Genomic DNA, 18251 nt, shown 5'->3' with positions numbered 1-18251 from the left:
AGAAATCACGCTATCTCCAAATGGAAGAACAAAATCAAGAATTAAGGGCAACAATAAAAGAATTTAGGGTTAATCAAGATATATCCAAACTGGATCGATTTAAGTTGGATGCACAGCCTACCCCTGACAAAAAATGGACCTATGATCCTCATGCTTGGGATAGAGCCATGTTGATCTTAGAACTGTTTAATGACAATACCGCTGCTGATAAACCACTTATTAAATGGATTTTGGATGAGGAGATCAAAGGTCAGGAACTCGAAATTCCATATTATGCCTTAGATGTCATCGCCTACTTATTGTACAAGTACATGGACAATGAGGATGTCTACCAGCTTTTCCTAGCCAAATTTGCCTATGGAAATGTATTCCATTTGGATGTTGAATTAATCTTCGGTCATGACAGGGAAGAAATGAAAGCATACTTGAAAGATTCCCAAAATGCCAATCCATTGAACAAGGATATATTGGCAACTATTTCTTCATACGAGCAAAATCCTGATGCAAAATTCAAGAGCCGTGAGGAGTATGTAAATTATTATGAAAACAGGAAAATAAAACATATCCGCAATGATATTGAAGCTAGCAAAAATTATATGCAAACTGGAGATTATTGATAATATATGCTCCAAACTTAAATGGGCTACAATTTCTTGTAACCCATTATATTTATTTTAATTCTTCTTGAATCTGTTCTAGAGACTTTCCTTTGGTCTCTGGCATTCGCATCACAAAGAAGAAGGATACTACCACCATGATGGCATAGAACAAAAAGATATAGAAACCACCAGAGGCAAAATTTTCGACCACGATCGGGAAAACCCAAGAAATTAACGCAGCCATTACCCAATGCGTGGTACTTCCTAAGGAAGTGCCTTGAGCTCGAACGGCATTCGGGAAAATTTCAGAAATAAAGACCCAAATAACGGCTCCCTGAGATAGTGCAAATGATGCAATAAAACCTATGATATAGAATAACAGAAACTCCGAAGCTCCACCTTTCAAGCCAAATGCGGTCAATACTAAAAATATAAACATCCCCACTGCCCCACTTAACAAGAGTTTCTTTCGACCATATTTATCGATAATGCTCATCCCGATCAGGGTAAACAACAGGTTGGTACCTCCTATGAAAATAGGTTGTAGAAAGGCCAGATCCCTACTGAACCCTGCCATTTCAAATATTCGTGGCGCATAGTACAGAATGGCATTGATCCCAGTGAATTGGTTAAAAACCGCCAATAGGACCGCGTAAATGATCGGTTTCCTATATTTCGCCTGGAACAATGGAACTTTTTCTGAACTTGCATTTTCTGTATTGAGCGTTTCCTCATAGGTTTGGCCTAAGTCATCAAATACTTTCTTGGCCTCTTCTTTTCTATTATTCAATGCTAGCCAACGTGGAGAAAACGGAATGGTATTGAGCAATAATAGAAAAGCTAATGAAGGTATGGCCATGATTCCTAACATGTATCGCCAAGCATCGTCTCCGAAATTTGCAAATAAATAATTCGTCAGGAAAGCGATAAAGATACCGCTGACAATCATAATCTGGAACATACCAGTCATTCTTCCTCTTAGTTTGGCAGGTGCTATTTCTGATATATACAGAGGACCGACTACGGAACTTACCCCAACAGATAATCCACCCAAGAACCTGAAGAATAAAAACATATACCAGTTAAAAGATAGTCCACAGCCTATTGCCGAAAATAGGTACATTACGGCAACCACCTGTAGCACTCTTTTCCTCCCGTATTTTTGGGCAGGTTTTGCAGCAGCGATGGCTCCAAAGATGGTTCCGATCAAGGATATCGAAACTGTAAATCCATGCCAAAAAGAATTAAGATGCCACAATTCCTGTATGATCTTTTCGGCTCCCGAAATGACAGCAGTCTCAAAACCGAATAGGAATCCTCCTAAAGAGGCGATAAATACATATTTCCAAATTTTACTCATAGGTTTAGGTGTTTTCAGTGGTTATTTACTTTCGGGTACTGGATCAAAATCAGTTAATTTTGTGGGATCATAGACGGCAACTGCCACTCTAGAATCCGCACAGCCATAATAGAGATACCATTTATTCTTAAAATAGGTCAATCCTTGAATAAATACTGTCCCATCCTTATATTGACCTGATTTCTCAAATTCTTCCATAGGTCTCAGGAAAGGGACATCCATACGTTGGATGACATGCGTAGGATCGGTATTGGAAAATAACACCTGCCCTGCACTGTAAGTGCCAATATTAAATCTTGGATCTGCTAATTCTTTTTTATCATGGTTCTTACCATTATACAATAGTAAAATACCCTTATCGGTTAGGACAGCTGGAGGCCCGCATTCGGTCAGGGCTGAATCAAAATACCCTTCACGAGGAGAAATAAATTTCGCTAGGTGTCCCTCTTCATCCAATACTGGTTCCCAATTGATCAGGTCTGTGGAAGTTGCTCCAGATACGCCATGCTCTCCCCAATACATAAAATATTTGCCATTTACTTTACTTATGACCAATCTGTCATCCTTTAGGGTGGTCACAATCGAGGCTGATTTATGAGGCTCCTGATAGACCTTTTGGTATTTGGCATTCTTGAATATTGGTCCATGCTTTTGCCAAGTGATCAAATCTTTGGAAGTTGCAACTCCTAAGCGCGGCATTTTCCTGTTCCACTGTGTATAGAACACGACATAAGTGCCATCTTCTGTAACGGCCAATCGCGGATCTTCCAAACCTCCTGGCCATTCATATTCGCGTTGGCTGTCCTTATTCGGAAATAAGACAGGTTCTTTGCGTCTCTTAAAGTGGATGCCATCATTACTCTCCGCTAATCCCAATCTGGAAGTCCTAAAACCGATCCCAATACCAAATTTATCCTCAGCACGGTACAGAACATATACTTTACCATCTTTCACGACAGCGCCAGGGTTAAAAGTGTCATTTTCCTCCCAACGGACCAAGGAGTCACTCATCGGATCCATAAAAATAGAAGTGGAATCAGGAAGGATAATGGGATTGACAGCATTGGGCCGTTCAAATCCGCCTAAGGTCCAGACAATATCCTTGGTTATCGCCGCATCTGGTTTGGTCGATATGCAGCTGACAAAAAGAAACAATAGAGCAATGGAAAACAATCTATTGGACATGCTTTTCAGATTAATTAGGTTAATAAATCAAATCAGTAAACCGCTTTAGCAATTTGATATATCTAATATAAGACTAAAAATTATTTCTACAATAGCAATTGTTTATTAAAGCTCAAGTACAGAATCGTTTACAATGACGAAAATCTTGTTGTTTCTATCTTTCTTCACCAGGTGCAAACCTGTGTATTTTCCAAATGCCGGCATCGTGAGCACTTTATCCTGAATAAAAAAGCATGGCAGTCGAAAAGATTGCCTTCCTCCTGCTTCGATAAGACAGCCTGGATGAATATGCCCTACTATATTGAACATGTAATCTGGTAAGCCAATTATGGGCTCATGGGAGAGAATCACTCCTTCAGCTAATAATACTTCATCCTTGATCTTCATGTTCATATCTTGAAAATGCTTTTCCTTCAAGATATCATGGTTCCCTTTGGTCAGGGTAAATTGGATCGAGTATTTACTGATGCTGTTTATATGGGATTTTAATTTTTCCCAATCGGAATTCCATTCGGAATGGAAAAGATCCCCTAAGAAAACGATTTCCTTGATATCAAGGTCATCAATCAATAGGTTCATCCTTTCCAGCTCTTCATCAATGTTTGGTGCTGGAACAAAAAGACCTTCCTTGCGAAAATGGGCTAATTTACCGAGGTGCCAATCGGAGATGATCAACATAAAATATTTGGGAATATACATCACCTTTTGGGGTAACAGATAAATTTCCAATCCATTTAACTCTAAGCGTTTAGCCATCTAATAGTTGATTTTTCAGCTTTTCCAATCGACTTTGCCAATCTTCATTGGAATAGCGCTCTCGAAAAGATTCTGCAAATATAGGGAACGCAAAGGGAGTTAATTTAGAAGGTCTACTAAAAATAATCTTATGTTTCGAGATTCGTTCAAAGGCAAGCTGCATTCTCCCTTCCTCCAATTGAAAATCAAAAACTTCATCATAAGCCTCCCGTAACAGAAGATTGGAGGGCTCATATTCAGAAAAAACAGAAAAAAACAGCCCGGCATTCGCCTGCAAATGCTTGCTTTTCATCTGCTTTCCTGGAAAACCCTGAAATATCAGTCCTGCAATACCAGCTATGTCCCGAAACCTCCTTCTTGCCATTTCCTGAACATTGATTCCAGAATTGATGTCCTTGTGCAGGTTCTGTGGACTGAAAATTTGCTTTAACAGTTGGGTGTCTATTTCATAATCTGTTTCGGAAAGAAGCTCAATCCCATATTCATTTGTCGCAATGGAGAAGGTTGCAGGTTTTAACAGACTCAATCGATAGGCCACAACCTGAGCCATTCCTTCATGGACGAGCTTTCCTTCAAATGGATAGAAAAAGAGATGGAAGCCATACTTGGTCTGTATATATTCGACCAAGAGCTCATCTTCTTTCGGAAGGGCCGAGAGTTGCTCCTGCTCTTTAAATAATGGTTTCAAGAATTTTATTTCTGGACTTATCCCTACAGTTTTATGGATACTCTTAAAACTATGTCGAATAGCAATCCCAAGGTCTGTAGAAATGGCAAATCGCCCACCCATCCAGGATGGTACCACACCTTTTTTCTTTTCAGATGCCTTCACGATAGCATCATTTGCAATAATCTGAACCAGCTCCAGCTGCCGACCGGAAAACCAAAAAACATCGCCGATATTCAATTTTGAGATAAAGGACTCCTCTATGGATCCCAAATATTTTCCAGAAAGGAATTTCACCCGCATCATCAGATCTGATACAATGGCACCTATAGACAATCGATGTCGCATCGCCAACTTTCTTGAAGTCACCTTGTATACCCCTTCTTCCAAAACCAAGCGATGGAAATCATCATACGCTTGAAGGGTTGATCCCCCATGGATCAATAAGGACATGCATTGGTCAAATTCCTCTTGGGTTATCGATTCAAAACAATGGGTTTGAGCTACCTCTTGCAGGATTTCATCTGCATAAAATCCATCTCCTACAGCCAAGGTCATGAGATATTGGATCAAAACATCAAAAGATCTTAAATAGGGAATCCGACTTTCCACGATTTTCTCCTTCACGGCAAATTTCAAGGAATCTCCCTCAATGATCTCTAAGGAATTGGTAGGCACGTAATAGATGATAGAGGTAGCATCAGGCCTATGGCCCGAGCGTCCTGCCCTTTGCAGGAACCTGGCAATACCTTTTGGCGATCCAACTTGGACTACGCAGTCCACGGGCCTAAAATCAACACCTAGGTCCAAGCTGCTCGTACAGACTACCGCCTTTAATTTTCCTTCATGCAGGGACTCCTCTACCCAATTGCGGACCTCGTCACTTAATGAGCCATGGTGGATGGCCAGCAGTCCGGCAAATTCTGGATAATAGGTAATAATCTGCTGGTACCAGATTTCGGCCTGCGACCTTGTATTGGTGAAAATTAATGTTGTTTGGTAATTATTGATAATATCGACGACCTTGTCCAATAGTTTAATCCCTAAATGGCCAGCCCAAGGAAATTTCTCCAGATTATCCGGAAAGACCGTCTGAATGTCCATTTTTTTATGGATATCAGCCTTAATGAGAGTTCCAAGGGTTCCTGGACCTAATAGTATATCTTTTGCTTCCTCTAGGTTACCGATCGTTGCCGATATACCCCAAATCTTCAGGTTAGGATTTATGGCCTTTAAGCGACTTAGCGCAAGCTCAATTAACACACCTCGCTTGGATCCCAACAGTTCATGCCATTCATCAACTACAATGAACTCCAGATTCTTAAAATATTCCTGTCCTCCTTTTGTTGCAAGGATCAGATGCACACTCTCCGGCGTCGTAATTAAAGCTTGAGGTGGGTTTTTTCGCTGTTTCTGGCGAATGCTGGTGGAAGTATCTCCTGTCCGCAATTCAATCTGATAATCAAGGTCCAAGTCAGTTGAAACTTGATTGGTCGCTTTATGGATTTCCTTGGAAAGCGCTCGCAACGGGGTAATCCAAAGGGCATGCAGGTGTTTTTTCTTGCTTGCTTTGGGATTTGTCATTTTAGCATAGTATTGAGCAATGATCCCAAACCAGATCGCAAAGGTCTTTCCATAGCCAGTCGGCGCATTCAGTATTCCAGATTCTCCATTGGAAATTGCCTCCCAACAGTGCTCCTGAAAGGCATGCGCCTTCCATCCCTGGTTAAAGAACCATACTTCCGCAAATTCATTTTTCACTGTAGACATCCAAAGAATGAAAATAAGAATTAATAATATCTTAATAACTTTTTATGAAGTAATTTGTTATAACCAATAACAAAGTAAATATTATGACAAATAAAAAAATAGGTGTTTTTGTAGGAAGTTTGAGAAAAGAGTCTTTCAATAAGAAAATCGCTAACTATCTGGTTTCTAATCCACCGGCAGGTTTGGAATTAGAGATTCTAGAAATTGGCCAACTTCCATATTATAACGAAGATTTAGATCAAGGAAATCCTCCTAAGGAATATGTTGATTTCAGGAAAGCCGTGTCCGAATTAGATGCAGTGCTTTTTGTCACTCCAGAATATAATCGTGGGGTATCTGCAGTGCTGAAGAATGCCATAGATGTTGCTTCAAGACCATATGGTAAAAATGTTTGGAATGGTAAACCAGGCGGCGTGATCAGCTCTTCTATTGGAGCAATCGGTGGATTTGGTGCCAATCATCATTTAAGGCAATCATTGGTCTTTATCAATGTGCCAACCATGGCTCAACCGGAAGCCTATATAGGTAATGTTGCAGCAAATTTCGATGAACAAGGAAAATTGGTCAACAAAGATTGTCAGAAATTCTTGGACTCCTTTATGGCAGCCTATAAAGAATGGATTGAAAAATTCTTAAAATAGCCGAATAGTATTGGCTAAATGAATGCAATGTCGGCAAGTTGAAACTCAATCCACTTGCCGATGTTTTTTTAGTTTATTGAAACTTGATTTCACCAAAGAATGCTGGTAAATGAAAATTAGGTTTTGGAAAATCGATGTCATTCCAAGCTACAAAATGAGGATTTGGTAAACTGTCCCCACATTTATAGAAATTTGCTTGAACTGTTGTTCCCCCTAATTCATCCGCTTTTTTACCAAATAAAGAAATCGGAATGACCAAGATCATATCCCAAGTCTTATCCCCTTGAAGGTTCTTTACTTGGGTGAAGGTACTCACACTTAATATCTCCTCTGCTGTCAATCTATTTCTGGATGCCTTATCCGAGGTTCCATAACCGATCAGACCTGCGCCTAATACATTAAATTCAAAATTATAATAGGTCTTGCGATCATCAAATGAAACAAAGAACTCAACACAGCTATCTTCCCAAATATTTTCATTCGGACGGATATATTGAGCTTTTACAAATTCCTCCTGAACATGATAATGGACATAAATCGACTCCTGATCATAGGCAATCTGAAATCTTACTTCAGGGTTTACCGGAAACTCAGTTTGCCAAGGTGCTTGGTCTATTTGGTTCCAATCTAATCCAAACAGTCCCTTTGAAAGGCTGGCGTAATCTAATTCACCGCCTGTAAGATCGATTTTTTTAACAATAAGTTCCTTCATATTAGTTAGACATTAGATTCTCCGCTAATATACTTGTTAATTTATCATTGTTTTCTTCAAGTTCATGGACAAGCTTCAATTGAGCTTTTGTCCTTACCAGGTTATGTTCTGGGTAAGCGATTTTATAATAGGTATCCCCATTGATATAATCGGTCAAGAACCTGACTGCTTGCATATAGGGCAATAAATGAACAGCAGGAATAAGAGAATCCACTTCTGTTTCGGTCAAAAACTCCTTAGCTTCTGATAGATATCCAGCCGTAAATGATTGGAACAATGGAATATTTAAGACAATTTTTGATACATCAGCTTCATCTTCTGCTGCTGAATTGATAATGGTACGGATGGCGTCTCCAAAATCATAGGCTACATAACCTGGCATTACCGTATCCAAATCAATGACACATTGCACGTTATCGTCCTTATCCAACAAAACATTGTTGAATTTTGTGTCATTATGGGTAATTCTCAAAGGCAATTGATTGGAACGGCCTAATTCTAGGATCGTCCTCATCTTTTCTTCGCGCTCAAAGATATAATCCAATAGATCCTGGATTTTCTCCACACGCTTTGCTGGATTTTTCTCAATTGCTTCGCGAAGGTTATTCAATCTAAATTCGATGTTGTGGAAATTGGGAAGTATTTCAACTATGGTTTTAGGATCCAGGTCACTCAATTGTTTCTGGAATTGTCCAAATGCCAATCCACCAGAGTAAGCCTGCTCTTGGGTCTCCAAGATATCATAACTCCTAGTATCAGGAATCAAATGGAATACGCGCCAATAATCACCATTTTCCTCTTGATAGTAGTTTTTTTCATCTATGGTAGGAACAATAGTCATTGTTCTCTTCAAGACTTCCTTTTCCCCTAAGTGTGCTAATTTTTTCTTGAGGTGCTCACAGACACTTTCAATATTATTCATCAGGCCTTCCACGTCTTGGAAAATATGATGGTTAATGCGCTGCAATAAATAAAGGTTATTTTGTTGGCTATTGGTTGTTATCTTAAAGGTATCATTGATATGACCAGACCCAAAAGGTACAGAATCAATGATTTCACCTTCTAATTTAAATTTCTCCGCCGATCTAATGCTATTTTCAGTTTTTTTGGTTGACATTACTCTTAATTCATTCAACATGCTATGTAATGAATGCAATATCTATAAACAGAATCAATAAATAAAATATTTTTTATAATCAAACGGTTGCATAATAAAATTGCATGCAGTCAATTTAAAGTATTAATTATAGGTTGTTTCCTTGCTTTAAAATCAATTTTAATCAAGTATTGAAAAGAAAATTTCGTATTTTGCTACATGATTAGCGAGTTATATCCCATATGGTCACGGAAATAGTAATTATTCTTATATTAATAGTTTTAAATGGTATCCTATCTGCTTCTGAAATAGCGATAGTATCCAGCAGAAAAGCAAGATTGCAAGCTGCAAGTTCTAAAAATCAAGGTGCCAAAACCGCCCTTGAATTAAAAGAAAACCCAAACAACTTCTTATCGACCGTACAGATCGGTATTACCTTAATCGGTATCTTGACTGGTTTTTTCTCCGGAGGTTCAATCTCAGTTTACATTGCAGAACAACTCAATAAAATAGAAGCCTTAGCGCCTTACAGTAATCAAGTTTCTGTTTTGGTCGTGGTATTGATTATCACCTACCTTTCCTTAATTATCGGTGAATTGGTTCCAAAACGAATCGGTATGGCTATTCCTGAAAAGTATGCTTCCTTTATTGCAGTTCCTATGAATGTACTGAGTAAGATCGTAAAACCATTTGTGTGGTTGCTGAGCATCTCTACTGAGTTTATCGTGAAGTTATTCAATATCAAGGTAAATCAGAATGCAGTGACCGAAGAAGAAATCAAGGCCTTGGTCGATGAAGGTGTGGATAGTGGAGCCATTGAAGGAATTGAACATGATATGGTGGATCGTGTATTGAGCCTAGGTGATAAAAAGGCAATAAACCTGATGGTGCACCGAAGCAAGATCACTTATTTGGATATCCAAGATAGTTTTGAAGAAAACAAAGCTTGCATTATCGCTGATGAGCATACCGAATATCCTGTCTGTGACGGTAATTTTGACCATGTCATTGGAGTGGTGCATGTTAAAACCCTATTGAAGGAATACTTAACCTCCAAGGAAATGGACCTGGCGAAACTGGTCACTCCTATCCCCTTTGTCAACGAGAACACATACGCCTATAATGTCCTGAAAACCTTGAAAATTGGCAAGGTTCTACAGGCTGTAGTTGTTGATGAATACGGTAGTCCTCAAGGGATCATTACCATGACTGATATTGTAGCCTCTCTAGTAGGTGGTTTCGACTCTCCTGAAACAGAAGAGAAGAAAACTATCAGACAGCGTGAAGATGGATCTTTTGTTATCGATGGTAGTTTCCAGCTGGATGATTTTATCGAAATGTTCAACTTGGATCTTACAGAGGAAGATGAAGATGAGATCGGTAATTTAACAACAGTGGCTGGATTGGTATTCTTATTATTGGATCATATACCTGAAGAAGGCGAAAAAGTGATGTACAAGAACCTAGAATTTGAAGTCTTGGACATGGATGGTCATAGGATCGATAAACTTAGTCTTATCGTCAAAGATCCTGCATCTGACGAAACAGCAAATATTGACTGATAATACTCATATAAAGACATCTGAAAAGCCACCAAATTTGGTGGCTTTTTTTATGCATATTAAGGAGCATATATTCTGAATTATTCTTCATTATTGACCGAAAAATTTTAACAGATATTCTATACCCCTCAGTTTACCCTTATTCGAGACATGTTCGGAAAATTCGGAATGTGTCTCGAATAAGGTCCATATAAAACCTAAGTATTTTTATCAATTTTTGGATTGAATTTCTATTCTTGGAATAGCAAATTTGGAAGGGAGACTTTAACCTAAAAAAGGCATAGTTAAAAGTCGAAATAATCGATTGAAAACCGAAAGACTAAATTCAAAAAAATAAGAGGAAATCAGTTATTGACTTCCTCTTATATATTCCTTAAGAAAAGGAATTAATAATTTTCAGAAGTTCATGTTTCGGCTGTAATCCACTTTGACGCCATACCTGATTTCCATCCTTATATAGGATTAAGGTTGGAACACCTTGAACATGGAATTTGCTCGCTACTGCTTGGTTCTTGTCGATGTCTATCTTAATGATCGAGAGCTTCTCTCCCATTTCATCTTTAACTTCTTTTAAGATTGGTGCCAACATTTGACATGGTCCACACCAAGCTGCTGAGAAGTCGATCAAGACCAAAGAATTTTTTTGAAGTATATCGTTAAATGATGCCATTGTATAATAATTTATAAAATTAAGCATTTAAGCCAATGGATTAAATGCTTCGTTAATTCACTTGTTTCTATTAATAATACAAAATTAAGCCTATTTCGTTTATTCTAAGCTCAATTTTTCTAGATCTTCAATATCGCCACTGAATAGATTGAGGTCCACTGGTCCTTTAATTCCCTTCACAGTGCCTTTCTCTGAGAATTGCCAGAAATTCCAGTGTTTCTTGGGCTTCTCTACCCAAAAGTTATAGTTAGCAATCCAAAGGGTATAGTCTGCAAATTCTTTTTCCAGGAAGTCAGCAAAATATTTGTCTCCTGAGTATAAAACGGGTTTTATTTTATAATGTTTTTCAACTTGGACCAGCCATCTCTTTAAGCCAGTCTTTAAACTGTCCATGGACTGGTTCCTAGGCATTTCTTCGATATCCAATACCGGAGGTAAGTCTCCAGGTTCAAGCTCCACAGTTTTGATAAAGTTATTAGCCTGCTTAACAGAATTTTCGTTTGGTCGGAAATAATGGTAAGCCCCCCTGAGTTTATTTCTTTTCTTGACCGCTTTCCAATTGGATCTGAATTTGCTGTCCTTTGCTTTTTCTCCCATGGTAGCACGGATATATATGAAATCTACCGGGAATTCCCCATTGATCGTTAAGACCTCGTCCCAGGAAATATCACCTTGATACTGCGAAACATCGATTCCGAAGATTTTATCATCGTGCCTACGCATCAATTCGACATTTCGGATATCATATTTGCTATTATCCTCAGCGATCATCTTGTCCTTCTCAAACCATTTGACCATCAGGTAAGATAGACCCGCACGGTGCTGCCAAGCAAAAATACCTATGACGATCAGGCATGGAATGGCAATACTCCAAAAAAGTAGATTACGGTTAATTTCTCTTTCGGAGACAACTTTTTTCTTGACCGTTTTGCGCTTTTTTGTCATATTGCGTGAAATTAGGCTATTTATAGATTATAGCCAAAAAAATTATTCAATGATTGTTTACAACCCCAAAGACTGGTTTAAAACCATTTCCTACCTTCATAACAGTAAAATTTTCAAGAGACTTCTTCCCTATCTTATTATTTCTGTTTTGGTATCCTGGGCTCTAGCATATTGGGAGTTGGAATACCTGAAATTGTCCGATAGGACTTGGATGAAAAACATTACCACGGTCCATAATCTATTGGGCTTTGTCCTTTCCTTATTATTGGTTTTTAGAACAAATACTGCCTATGACCGTTGGTGGGAAGCCAGGAAACAATGGGGCGCCCTAACCAACACTAGCAGAACGCTTGCCATTAAGCTTAATGCCTTTTTAGCACCGGATGACAAGGTAAACCGAAGTTTCTATAAAAAGTCGATTGCTCTTTTTGCAGAGACGCTCTTTAGCTATTTAAGGTCTGACTATACCAAATTTATGCTGGATGAGAATGAACATCCTGAATTACAGGATCTTGATGAAAAGAAACATGGTCCCAACCAGGTAGCTGCCCTCATCTATAAAAAGACCAACAAGATCTATAAGGAAGGAATCCTTACAGGAGATCAACTTATTGTGCTGAATAAGGAATTGACATCTTTGACCGATGTGACCGGAGCCTGTGAAAGAATCAAGAACACACCTATCCCATTGGGTTATAGTGCATTCATAAAAACTTTTATTGTGTTGTATACAGCCACATTGCCCATTGGCCTGGTATTTTCAATGGGTTATTTTGTAGTAGCAGCTGTTCCATTTATATTTTATGTATTAGCTACGCTAGAAATGATTGGCGAATCCATCGAAGACCCATTTGGCGCAGATTCTGATGATCTACCGATCGATAAGATCGCAGCAAATATCAAAAAGCATTGCAATGAGATATTGTTGGGTTAATCTGGAAAGTCCCTAAATCTATCTAACTAACTGTCGTGTTGAGGAACGAAACATCTCGGAGTAAAACAAGGATTGCACTGGCTTACAGTTCTTGTATCGAAGGTTCAGGTTGACAGGCCATTTTTTATAAGAACCGTACAGATTCTTCACTAATCGTTCAGAATTGGAAATGTGCTAAAGAAACATTGGCCAATTAATTGTTTGATGGGCTTAAAATCCTGGCCCATCCTCTAATCCCTTTAATCCTGGTTCAAATAACCCAAACCCAATCATCAATCCCCAAAAAAAAGGGATAGCTTTCGCCATCCCTTTCATATTCATGTTTTGCAATGCTATTCCTTAGACCACAATATTGATAATCTTTCCTTTTACAAAAATCACCTTTTTCACAGCTTTGCCATCCAATAATTTTTGGACATCTGCATTTTCTTTCAATATTCCCTCTACTGCTTGTTGATCAAGATCTAAAGCAAGAGGAAGGTTCATTTTCATCTTTCCGTTAATGGAAACAGGGTATGCAAATTCACTTTCTACCAAATATTCAGGATTGAAGACTGGGTAATTTGCATAAGAAATGCTGCCGGCTTCATTTCCTAGTTTAGACCATAGCTCTTCGGTAATATGTGGAGCATATGGTTCTAGGACGATCAAAAGATCTTGAAGGATCTTACGCTTGTTGGTTTTAAGATCGGTCAATTCATTTACACAGATCATAAAGGCCGATACGGAAGTATTGAAAGAGAAACGCTCAATATCTTCTTCAACTTTCTTGATGATCTTATGTAATGCTTTGTATTCCGCTTTTGTTGGCTCTTCATCTGATACATTGAAGTTTCCTTCAGCGTCATGGAATAAGCGCCATACCTTACGTAAGAATTTATATACACCTTCAATACCATTTGTGTTCCAAGGCTTTGCCTGTTCCAAAGGACCTAAGAACATTTCATATAGGCGAAGCGTATCGGCGCCATATTGTTCGATGATATCATCAGGGTTGACCACGTTGAATTTAGATTTTGACATCTTTTCAACTTCTGTTCCGCAGATATATTTACCGTTTTCTAAAATGAATTCCGCATCATTATAATCAGGTCTAGACTGTTTGAATTTCTCCAGGTCTAGAACATCGTTATGTACAATATTTACATCCACATGTAATGGATTCACGGTATATTGATCTTTCAATCCTAAGGAAACAAATTGATTGGTTCCTTTTCCATCAGCATCCAATACACGATAAACAAAATTGGATCTTCCTTGGATCATACCTTGGTTGATCAATTTCTTGAACGGTTCTTCTTCGTTGTGATAACCGATATCTTTCAGGAACTTGTTCCAGAAGCGTGAGTATAGCAAGTGACCTGTAGCATGCTCAGAACCACCAATGTATAGATCTACTGCTTTCCAGTAATTCACTGCTTCTTTAGAAGCAAAATCCTGTTCGTTTTTAGGATCCATATAGCGGAACCAATACCATGAAGAGCCTGCCCATCCTGGCATGGTACTCAATTCATACTCGTATTGGTCTTGGTATTTCCATCCTTCTGCACGACCCAAAGGCGGCTCACCGGTTTCAGTTGGAAGGTATTTATCTACCTCAGGAAGTAATAAAGGTAATTCTTCCTCTTTGATCAAATAAGGTAATCCATCCTTGAAATAGACAGGAACTGGTTCTCCCCAGTATCTTTGTCTGCCGAAGATGGCATCGCGCATACGGAAGTTGATTTTTGCCTTGCCTAATTTGATGGCCTCCAATTTTTCGATCAATGCTGGAACAGCTTCCTGATAGCTCATTCCATTGATGAAATCTGAATTGATATATTTTCCATCCTTATTGGGATCTGCTGCTTCAGAGATATCCTGTGAATCAGAGATCGGAATGATAGGAAGGTTAAAATGCTTAGCGAATAGATAATCACGTTGATCACCTGAAGGTACGGCCATAACGGCTCCTGTCCCATATCCAGCCAAAACATAATCAGCAATCCAGATCTGTACATCTTCTCCAGTCAACGGATGTTTGGCATATGAGCCTGTAAATGCTCCGGAAACGGTCTTGGTATCCGCCAGACGATCCAATTCGGATTTCTTGGAAGTCTTATCGATATAAGATTCGATTTCAGCTTTTTGAGCCTCCGTAGTTAAAGCAGAAACTAATTCATGTTCTGGAGCTAAAACCACAAAGCTAACACCGAAAATAGTATCGACACGGGTGGTAAATACTTCGATATTATCATTTAATTGAGGAACAGGAAATTTGACACTTGCACCTACTGATTTACCGATCCAGTTGCGCTGCATCTCTACCAAAGGTTCTGGCCAATCGATGGTATCCAACCCTCTTAATAGACGGTCTGCATAAGCAGTGATACGCATTGACCATTGCATCATTTTCTTTTGTTCCACTGGGAATCCACCACGTTCTGACAAACCGTTGATTACCTCATCGTTTGCCAATACCGTTCCTAACGCAGGGCACCAGTTCACTGTACTCTCTCTCAAGAAAGCCAGTCTATATTTTAATAGTTCAGTTTGTTTTTCTGTTTCGGAGAATGCCTTCCATTCATCCGCTGTGAAGGTCAATACATCTTCGTCAGATTCGGCTTTGATGCCTTCGGAACCTGATGTCTCAAATTTTTGGATTAAGGTAGAGATCGACTCAGCCTTATCGGACTCCTTATTATACCATGCATCGAATAGCTGCATAAAGATCCATTGGGTCCAACGGTAATAATCGGGCTCAGAGGTACGGACCTCACGAGACCAGTCATAGGAGAAACCAATGTTATCTAACTGCTCTCTATAGCGGTTGATATTCGCTTCAGTGGTGATAGCTGGATGCTGTCCAGTTTGGATGGCATATTGTTCAGCTGGCAGACCAAAAGAGTCATAACCCATGGGGTGCAATACATTGAAGCCTTTTAATCTCTTGTAGCGTGAAAAGATGTCGGAAGCAATATAGCCGAGCGGGTGACCAACATGCAGCCCAGCACCAGAAGGATAAGGAAACATGTCCAAAACATAGTATTTTGGTTTTTCAGTAGATTCAGAAGTCTTGAAGGTCTGGTTATCAGCCCAAAACTTTTGCCATTTTTGCTCGATAGATTGATGGTTATACTCCATTATAAATTATAAAAGTATGGTACAAAGAATTGCGAAATTAGCGAATTTAGGGTAAATTCGGTATAAAAGTTTTTTATTCTATACAATAAATTCTGATATTCGCTGTTAGAAAATTAGTATTGGGAAAAAATAAATCCTTACTTTCGCAAGGATAACCGCAGAATCAAATATATGTCAGTGATCGAACAGGGTTCACCAAGGAAAAAAACTAAATCAGTATACGTATCTACAGTAATCAGTATTGCACTGGTTTTATTGATGACTGGTCTTTTGGGACTAATTCTAGTCCATGCTAAAAACTTATCTCGCTATGTAAAAGAGAACATCGTCTTGAACGTCATCGTCAATGATAATGTCAATGAAGGTGATGTGCTATCGCTACAAAAGGATCTTGAAAAAGACCCTTATGTTTTACGTTCGGAATATGTGAGCAAGGAACTCGCTGCAAAGAACCTTAGAGAGGATTTGGGTGAAGACTTTGTTGAATACTTAGGTAGAAACCCTTTGCTGCCATCTATTGATGTGTACATGAAGGAACAATACGCGAATAGCGATTCGATCCAGACCTTCATCAATAAGATTGGAAAAAACAGCCGCATTAAAGAGGTGGTTTACCAAGAGTCATTGATTGATATGGTCAACAAAAACATCCGTGTGATCAGTATCGTGATTCTTGCCTTTACCGTGATTCTTTTGATCATAGCCGTAGCTTTGATCAACAATACCATTCGACTAGCAATCTACTCTCAGCGTTTCTTGATCAAGAGTATGCAGTTGATCGGTGCTACGAAAGGGTTCATCCGCAAACCATATATATTATACGGGATTGCCCATGGATTGATCGGTGCCTTGATTGCTATCTTACTATTGATTCTAACCTTACAATTTGCTCAAAAACAAGTACCTGAATTGGTATTCTTACGCGATTGGTTTGAATTTGCAATGATTTTTGCCATCGTTTTAGGATTAGGTATCTTGATCTCTGGAGCAAGTACATACTTTGCCGTTACCAAATATTTACGTGCTAAATCAGCAAGTTTATATAGATAAAATCGATCAATTGTTAATCCGTTCAGAAAATGAGTCAAACTAAGAATGTAAAAGGAACTCCAGCAAATGCTTCAAATGCGGGGTTTGTATTTAAGAAAATAAACTATCAATTATTTGTTTTGAGTATCGTTGTGGTGGCCATTGGCTTCATCTTGATGATGGGTACAGAGGATATATACAGCTTTACCAAAATCACTTTGGCACCTATTGTTGTGGTTGCTGGTTTTGCATTAGGATTTGTAGCAATATTGTATAAACCTAAGAACAAAACAAACCAGGAATAATGAGTTATTTAGAAGCAATTATCCTCGCTATCGTCGAGGGTTTAACAGAGTACCTTCCTATTTCTTCTACTGCTCACATGGGCTTTACGGCCGCATTGATGGGTATGGAAGAAAGCGAATACCTAAAGATGTTCCAAGTTTCTATTCAGTTTGGAGCTATCCTTTCCATTGTTGTCCTTTATTGGAAAAGATTCTTTGATTTCAAAAACCTTAAATTTTACTACAAATTAGCCATTGCCGTTATTCCAGCCCTAGTATTGGGTAAATTATTGGATGATAAGATTGAGGCGGTGTTAGGAAACCAGATTGCCATTTCAACCGTATTGGTTTTAGGTGGTGTGGTCCTATTGTTTGTGGACAAATGGTTTAAGAATCCAAAGATTACCGATGAGAAGGAAATTCCGGTAAAGAAAGCCTTTATTATTGGTATTTGGCAATGTTTGGCGATGATGCCAGGAACTTCACGATCTGCAGCATCCATCATCGGTGGTTTGACCCAAGGACTGGACCGTAAAGCAGCTGCTGAGTTTTCATTCTTTTTGGCCGTACCTACGATGCTTGCCGTAACTGTCTACTCCATTTTCGTCAAAACATGGGCTGAAGGAACAGAACATGCGGCAAAAGGTTATGAGATGATCATGGCCAGCAATGAAAACATCATGATTTTTATCATCGGGAATATCGTTGCGTTTATCGTTGCCATGATTGCCGTAAAAACTTTCATCAGCGTACTAACAAAATATGGCTTCAAATTCTGGGGCTGGTATAGAATTGTTATCGGTATAGCCCTGTTGGTGTTTTTTTATACGCAAGGATAGGTAAGACAATAGACATGATAAATAAGACACAAGAATATTCTAACTGTATATGTTAGATAATATTTTTAAGGACCTTTTT

General features: G+C 38.8%; 16 protein-coding genes. 7 read left to right on the top strand and 9 right to left on the bottom strand.

All coding sequences use genetic code 11. From position 1 onward, the window contains the following. The first annotated feature begins 20 nt into the window (after positions 1-20). Entirely contained in the window at positions 21-617 is a 597-nt protein-coding gene (locus NLF99_RS05885) for a hypothetical protein (protein WP_254527128.1), read from the top strand. A 52-nt stretch (positions 618-669) separates the two neighbouring features. Here the strand turns inward: NLF99_RS05885 and NLF99_RS05880 are convergent, their stop codons facing one another. The 4 genes from NLF99_RS05880 to NLF99_RS05865 all read right to left on the bottom strand — a co-directional run bounded on the left by NLF99_RS05880 (position 670) and on the right by NLF99_RS05865 (position 6337). Next, positions 670-1959, bottom strand: coding sequence for a sugar porter family MFS transporter (locus NLF99_RS05880; RefSeq protein WP_254527126.1), 1290 nt, complete (start codon positions 1957-1959; stop codon positions 670-672). A 21-nt stretch (positions 1960-1980) separates the two neighbouring features. Then, entirely contained in the window at positions 1981-3144 is a 1164-nt protein-coding gene (locus NLF99_RS05875) for a glycoside hydrolase family 130 protein (protein WP_254527124.1), read from the bottom strand. A gap of 105 nt (positions 3145-3249) precedes the next feature. Continuing rightward, entirely contained in the window at positions 3250-3900 is a 651-nt protein-coding gene (gene pdeM, locus NLF99_RS05870; RefSeq protein ID WP_254527122.1) for a ligase-associated DNA damage response endonuclease PdeM, read from the bottom strand. Continuing rightward, complete coding sequence (locus tag NLF99_RS05865) at positions 3893-6337, bottom strand: ligase-associated DNA damage response DEXH box helicase (RefSeq protein ID WP_254527119.1); 2445 nt, start codon at positions 6335-6337, stop codon at positions 3893-3895. The genes pdeM and NLF99_RS05865 overlap by 8 nt, the downstream gene beginning before the upstream one ends. A gap of 83 nt (positions 6338-6420) precedes the next feature. Here NLF99_RS05865 and NLF99_RS05860 point away from each other — a divergent pair, with 83 nt between their 5' ends. Further along, the gene (locus tag NLF99_RS05860; protein WP_185214444.1) at positions 6421-6978 is read left to right on the top strand and encodes an NADPH-dependent FMN reductase; all 558 of its coding nucleotides are present in this window, start codon (positions 6421-6423) and stop codon (positions 6976-6978) included. 73 nt (positions 6979-7051) lie between these two features. Here the strand turns inward: NLF99_RS05860 and NLF99_RS05855 are convergent, their stop codons facing one another. Next, complete coding sequence (locus NLF99_RS05855) at positions 7052-7690, bottom strand: carbohydrate-binding family 9-like protein (protein ID WP_254527117.1); 639 nt, start codon at positions 7688-7690, stop codon at positions 7052-7054. A gap of 1 nt (position 7691) precedes the next feature. Further along, positions 7692-8807, bottom strand: a complete 1116-nt coding sequence (locus tag NLF99_RS05850; RefSeq protein ID WP_254527116.1) for a phosphotransferase enzyme family protein — start codon at positions 8805-8807, stop codon at positions 7692-7694. A gap of 221 nt (positions 8808-9028) precedes the next feature. Between NLF99_RS05850 and NLF99_RS05845 the strand changes: the two genes are divergently transcribed. Further along, positions 9029-10348, top strand: coding sequence for a hemolysin family protein (locus NLF99_RS05845; protein ID WP_185216267.1), 1320 nt, complete (start codon positions 9029-9031; stop codon positions 10346-10348). A gap of 373 nt (positions 10349-10721) precedes the next feature. On the opposite strand, the gene trxA is transcribed toward NLF99_RS05845, so the two are convergent. Together trxA and NLF99_RS05835 are read right to left on the bottom strand one after the other, a co-directional pair. After that, positions 10722-11018 carry a thioredoxin gene (gene trxA, locus NLF99_RS05840; RefSeq protein WP_093096417.1) on the bottom strand — a complete coding sequence of 99 codons (297 nt, stop codon included), beginning with the start codon at positions 11016-11018 and terminating at the stop codon, positions 10722-10724. A gap of 99 nt (positions 11019-11117) precedes the next feature. Beyond that, positions 11118-11963, bottom strand: a complete 846-nt coding sequence (locus tag NLF99_RS05835) for a glycoside hydrolase family 25 protein (RefSeq protein WP_185214440.1) — start codon at positions 11961-11963, stop codon at positions 11118-11120. 49 nt (positions 11964-12012) lie between these two features. Here NLF99_RS05835 and NLF99_RS05830 point away from each other — a divergent pair, with 49 nt between their 5' ends. After that, positions 12013-12897 carry a bestrophin family protein gene (locus NLF99_RS05830; RefSeq protein WP_185214439.1) on the top strand — a complete coding sequence of 295 codons (885 nt, stop codon included), beginning with the start codon at positions 12013-12015 and terminating at the stop codon, positions 12895-12897. Between the two features lie 339 nt (positions 12898-13236). Here the strand turns inward: NLF99_RS05830 and leuS are convergent, their stop codons facing one another. Beyond that, entirely contained in the window at positions 13237-16020 is a 2784-nt protein-coding gene (leuS, locus tag NLF99_RS05825; protein ID WP_254527114.1) for a leucine--tRNA ligase, read from the bottom strand. 171 nt (positions 16021-16191) lie between these two features. Between leuS and NLF99_RS05820 the strand changes: the two genes are divergently transcribed. The 3 genes from NLF99_RS05820 to NLF99_RS05810 are packed head-to-tail and all read left to right on the top strand — an operon-like array spanning position 16192 to position 18172. Further along, a complete protein-coding gene (locus NLF99_RS05820; protein ID WP_093096407.1) occupies positions 16192-17070 on the top strand; it encodes an ABC transporter permease in 879 nt (292 codons plus the stop codon). 29 nt (positions 17071-17099) lie between these two features. Beyond that, positions 17100-17354, top strand: coding sequence for a DUF3098 domain-containing protein (locus NLF99_RS05815; RefSeq protein WP_185214437.1), 255 nt, complete (start codon positions 17100-17102; stop codon positions 17352-17354). Further along, a complete protein-coding gene (locus NLF99_RS05810; RefSeq protein WP_185214436.1) occupies positions 17354-18172 on the top strand; it encodes an undecaprenyl-diphosphate phosphatase in 819 nt (272 codons plus the stop codon). The genes NLF99_RS05815 and NLF99_RS05810 overlap by 1 nt, the downstream gene beginning before the upstream one ends. Positions 18173-18251: the final 79 nt, after the last annotated feature.

The sequence above is a fragment of the Sphingobacterium sp. LZ11T8 genome (genome assembly GCF_024261425.1).
Classification (GTDB): domain Bacteria; phylum Bacteroidota; class Bacteroidia; order Sphingobacteriales; family Sphingobacteriaceae; genus Sphingobacterium.
This window is presented reverse-complemented; position numbering and strand designations above follow the sequence as displayed.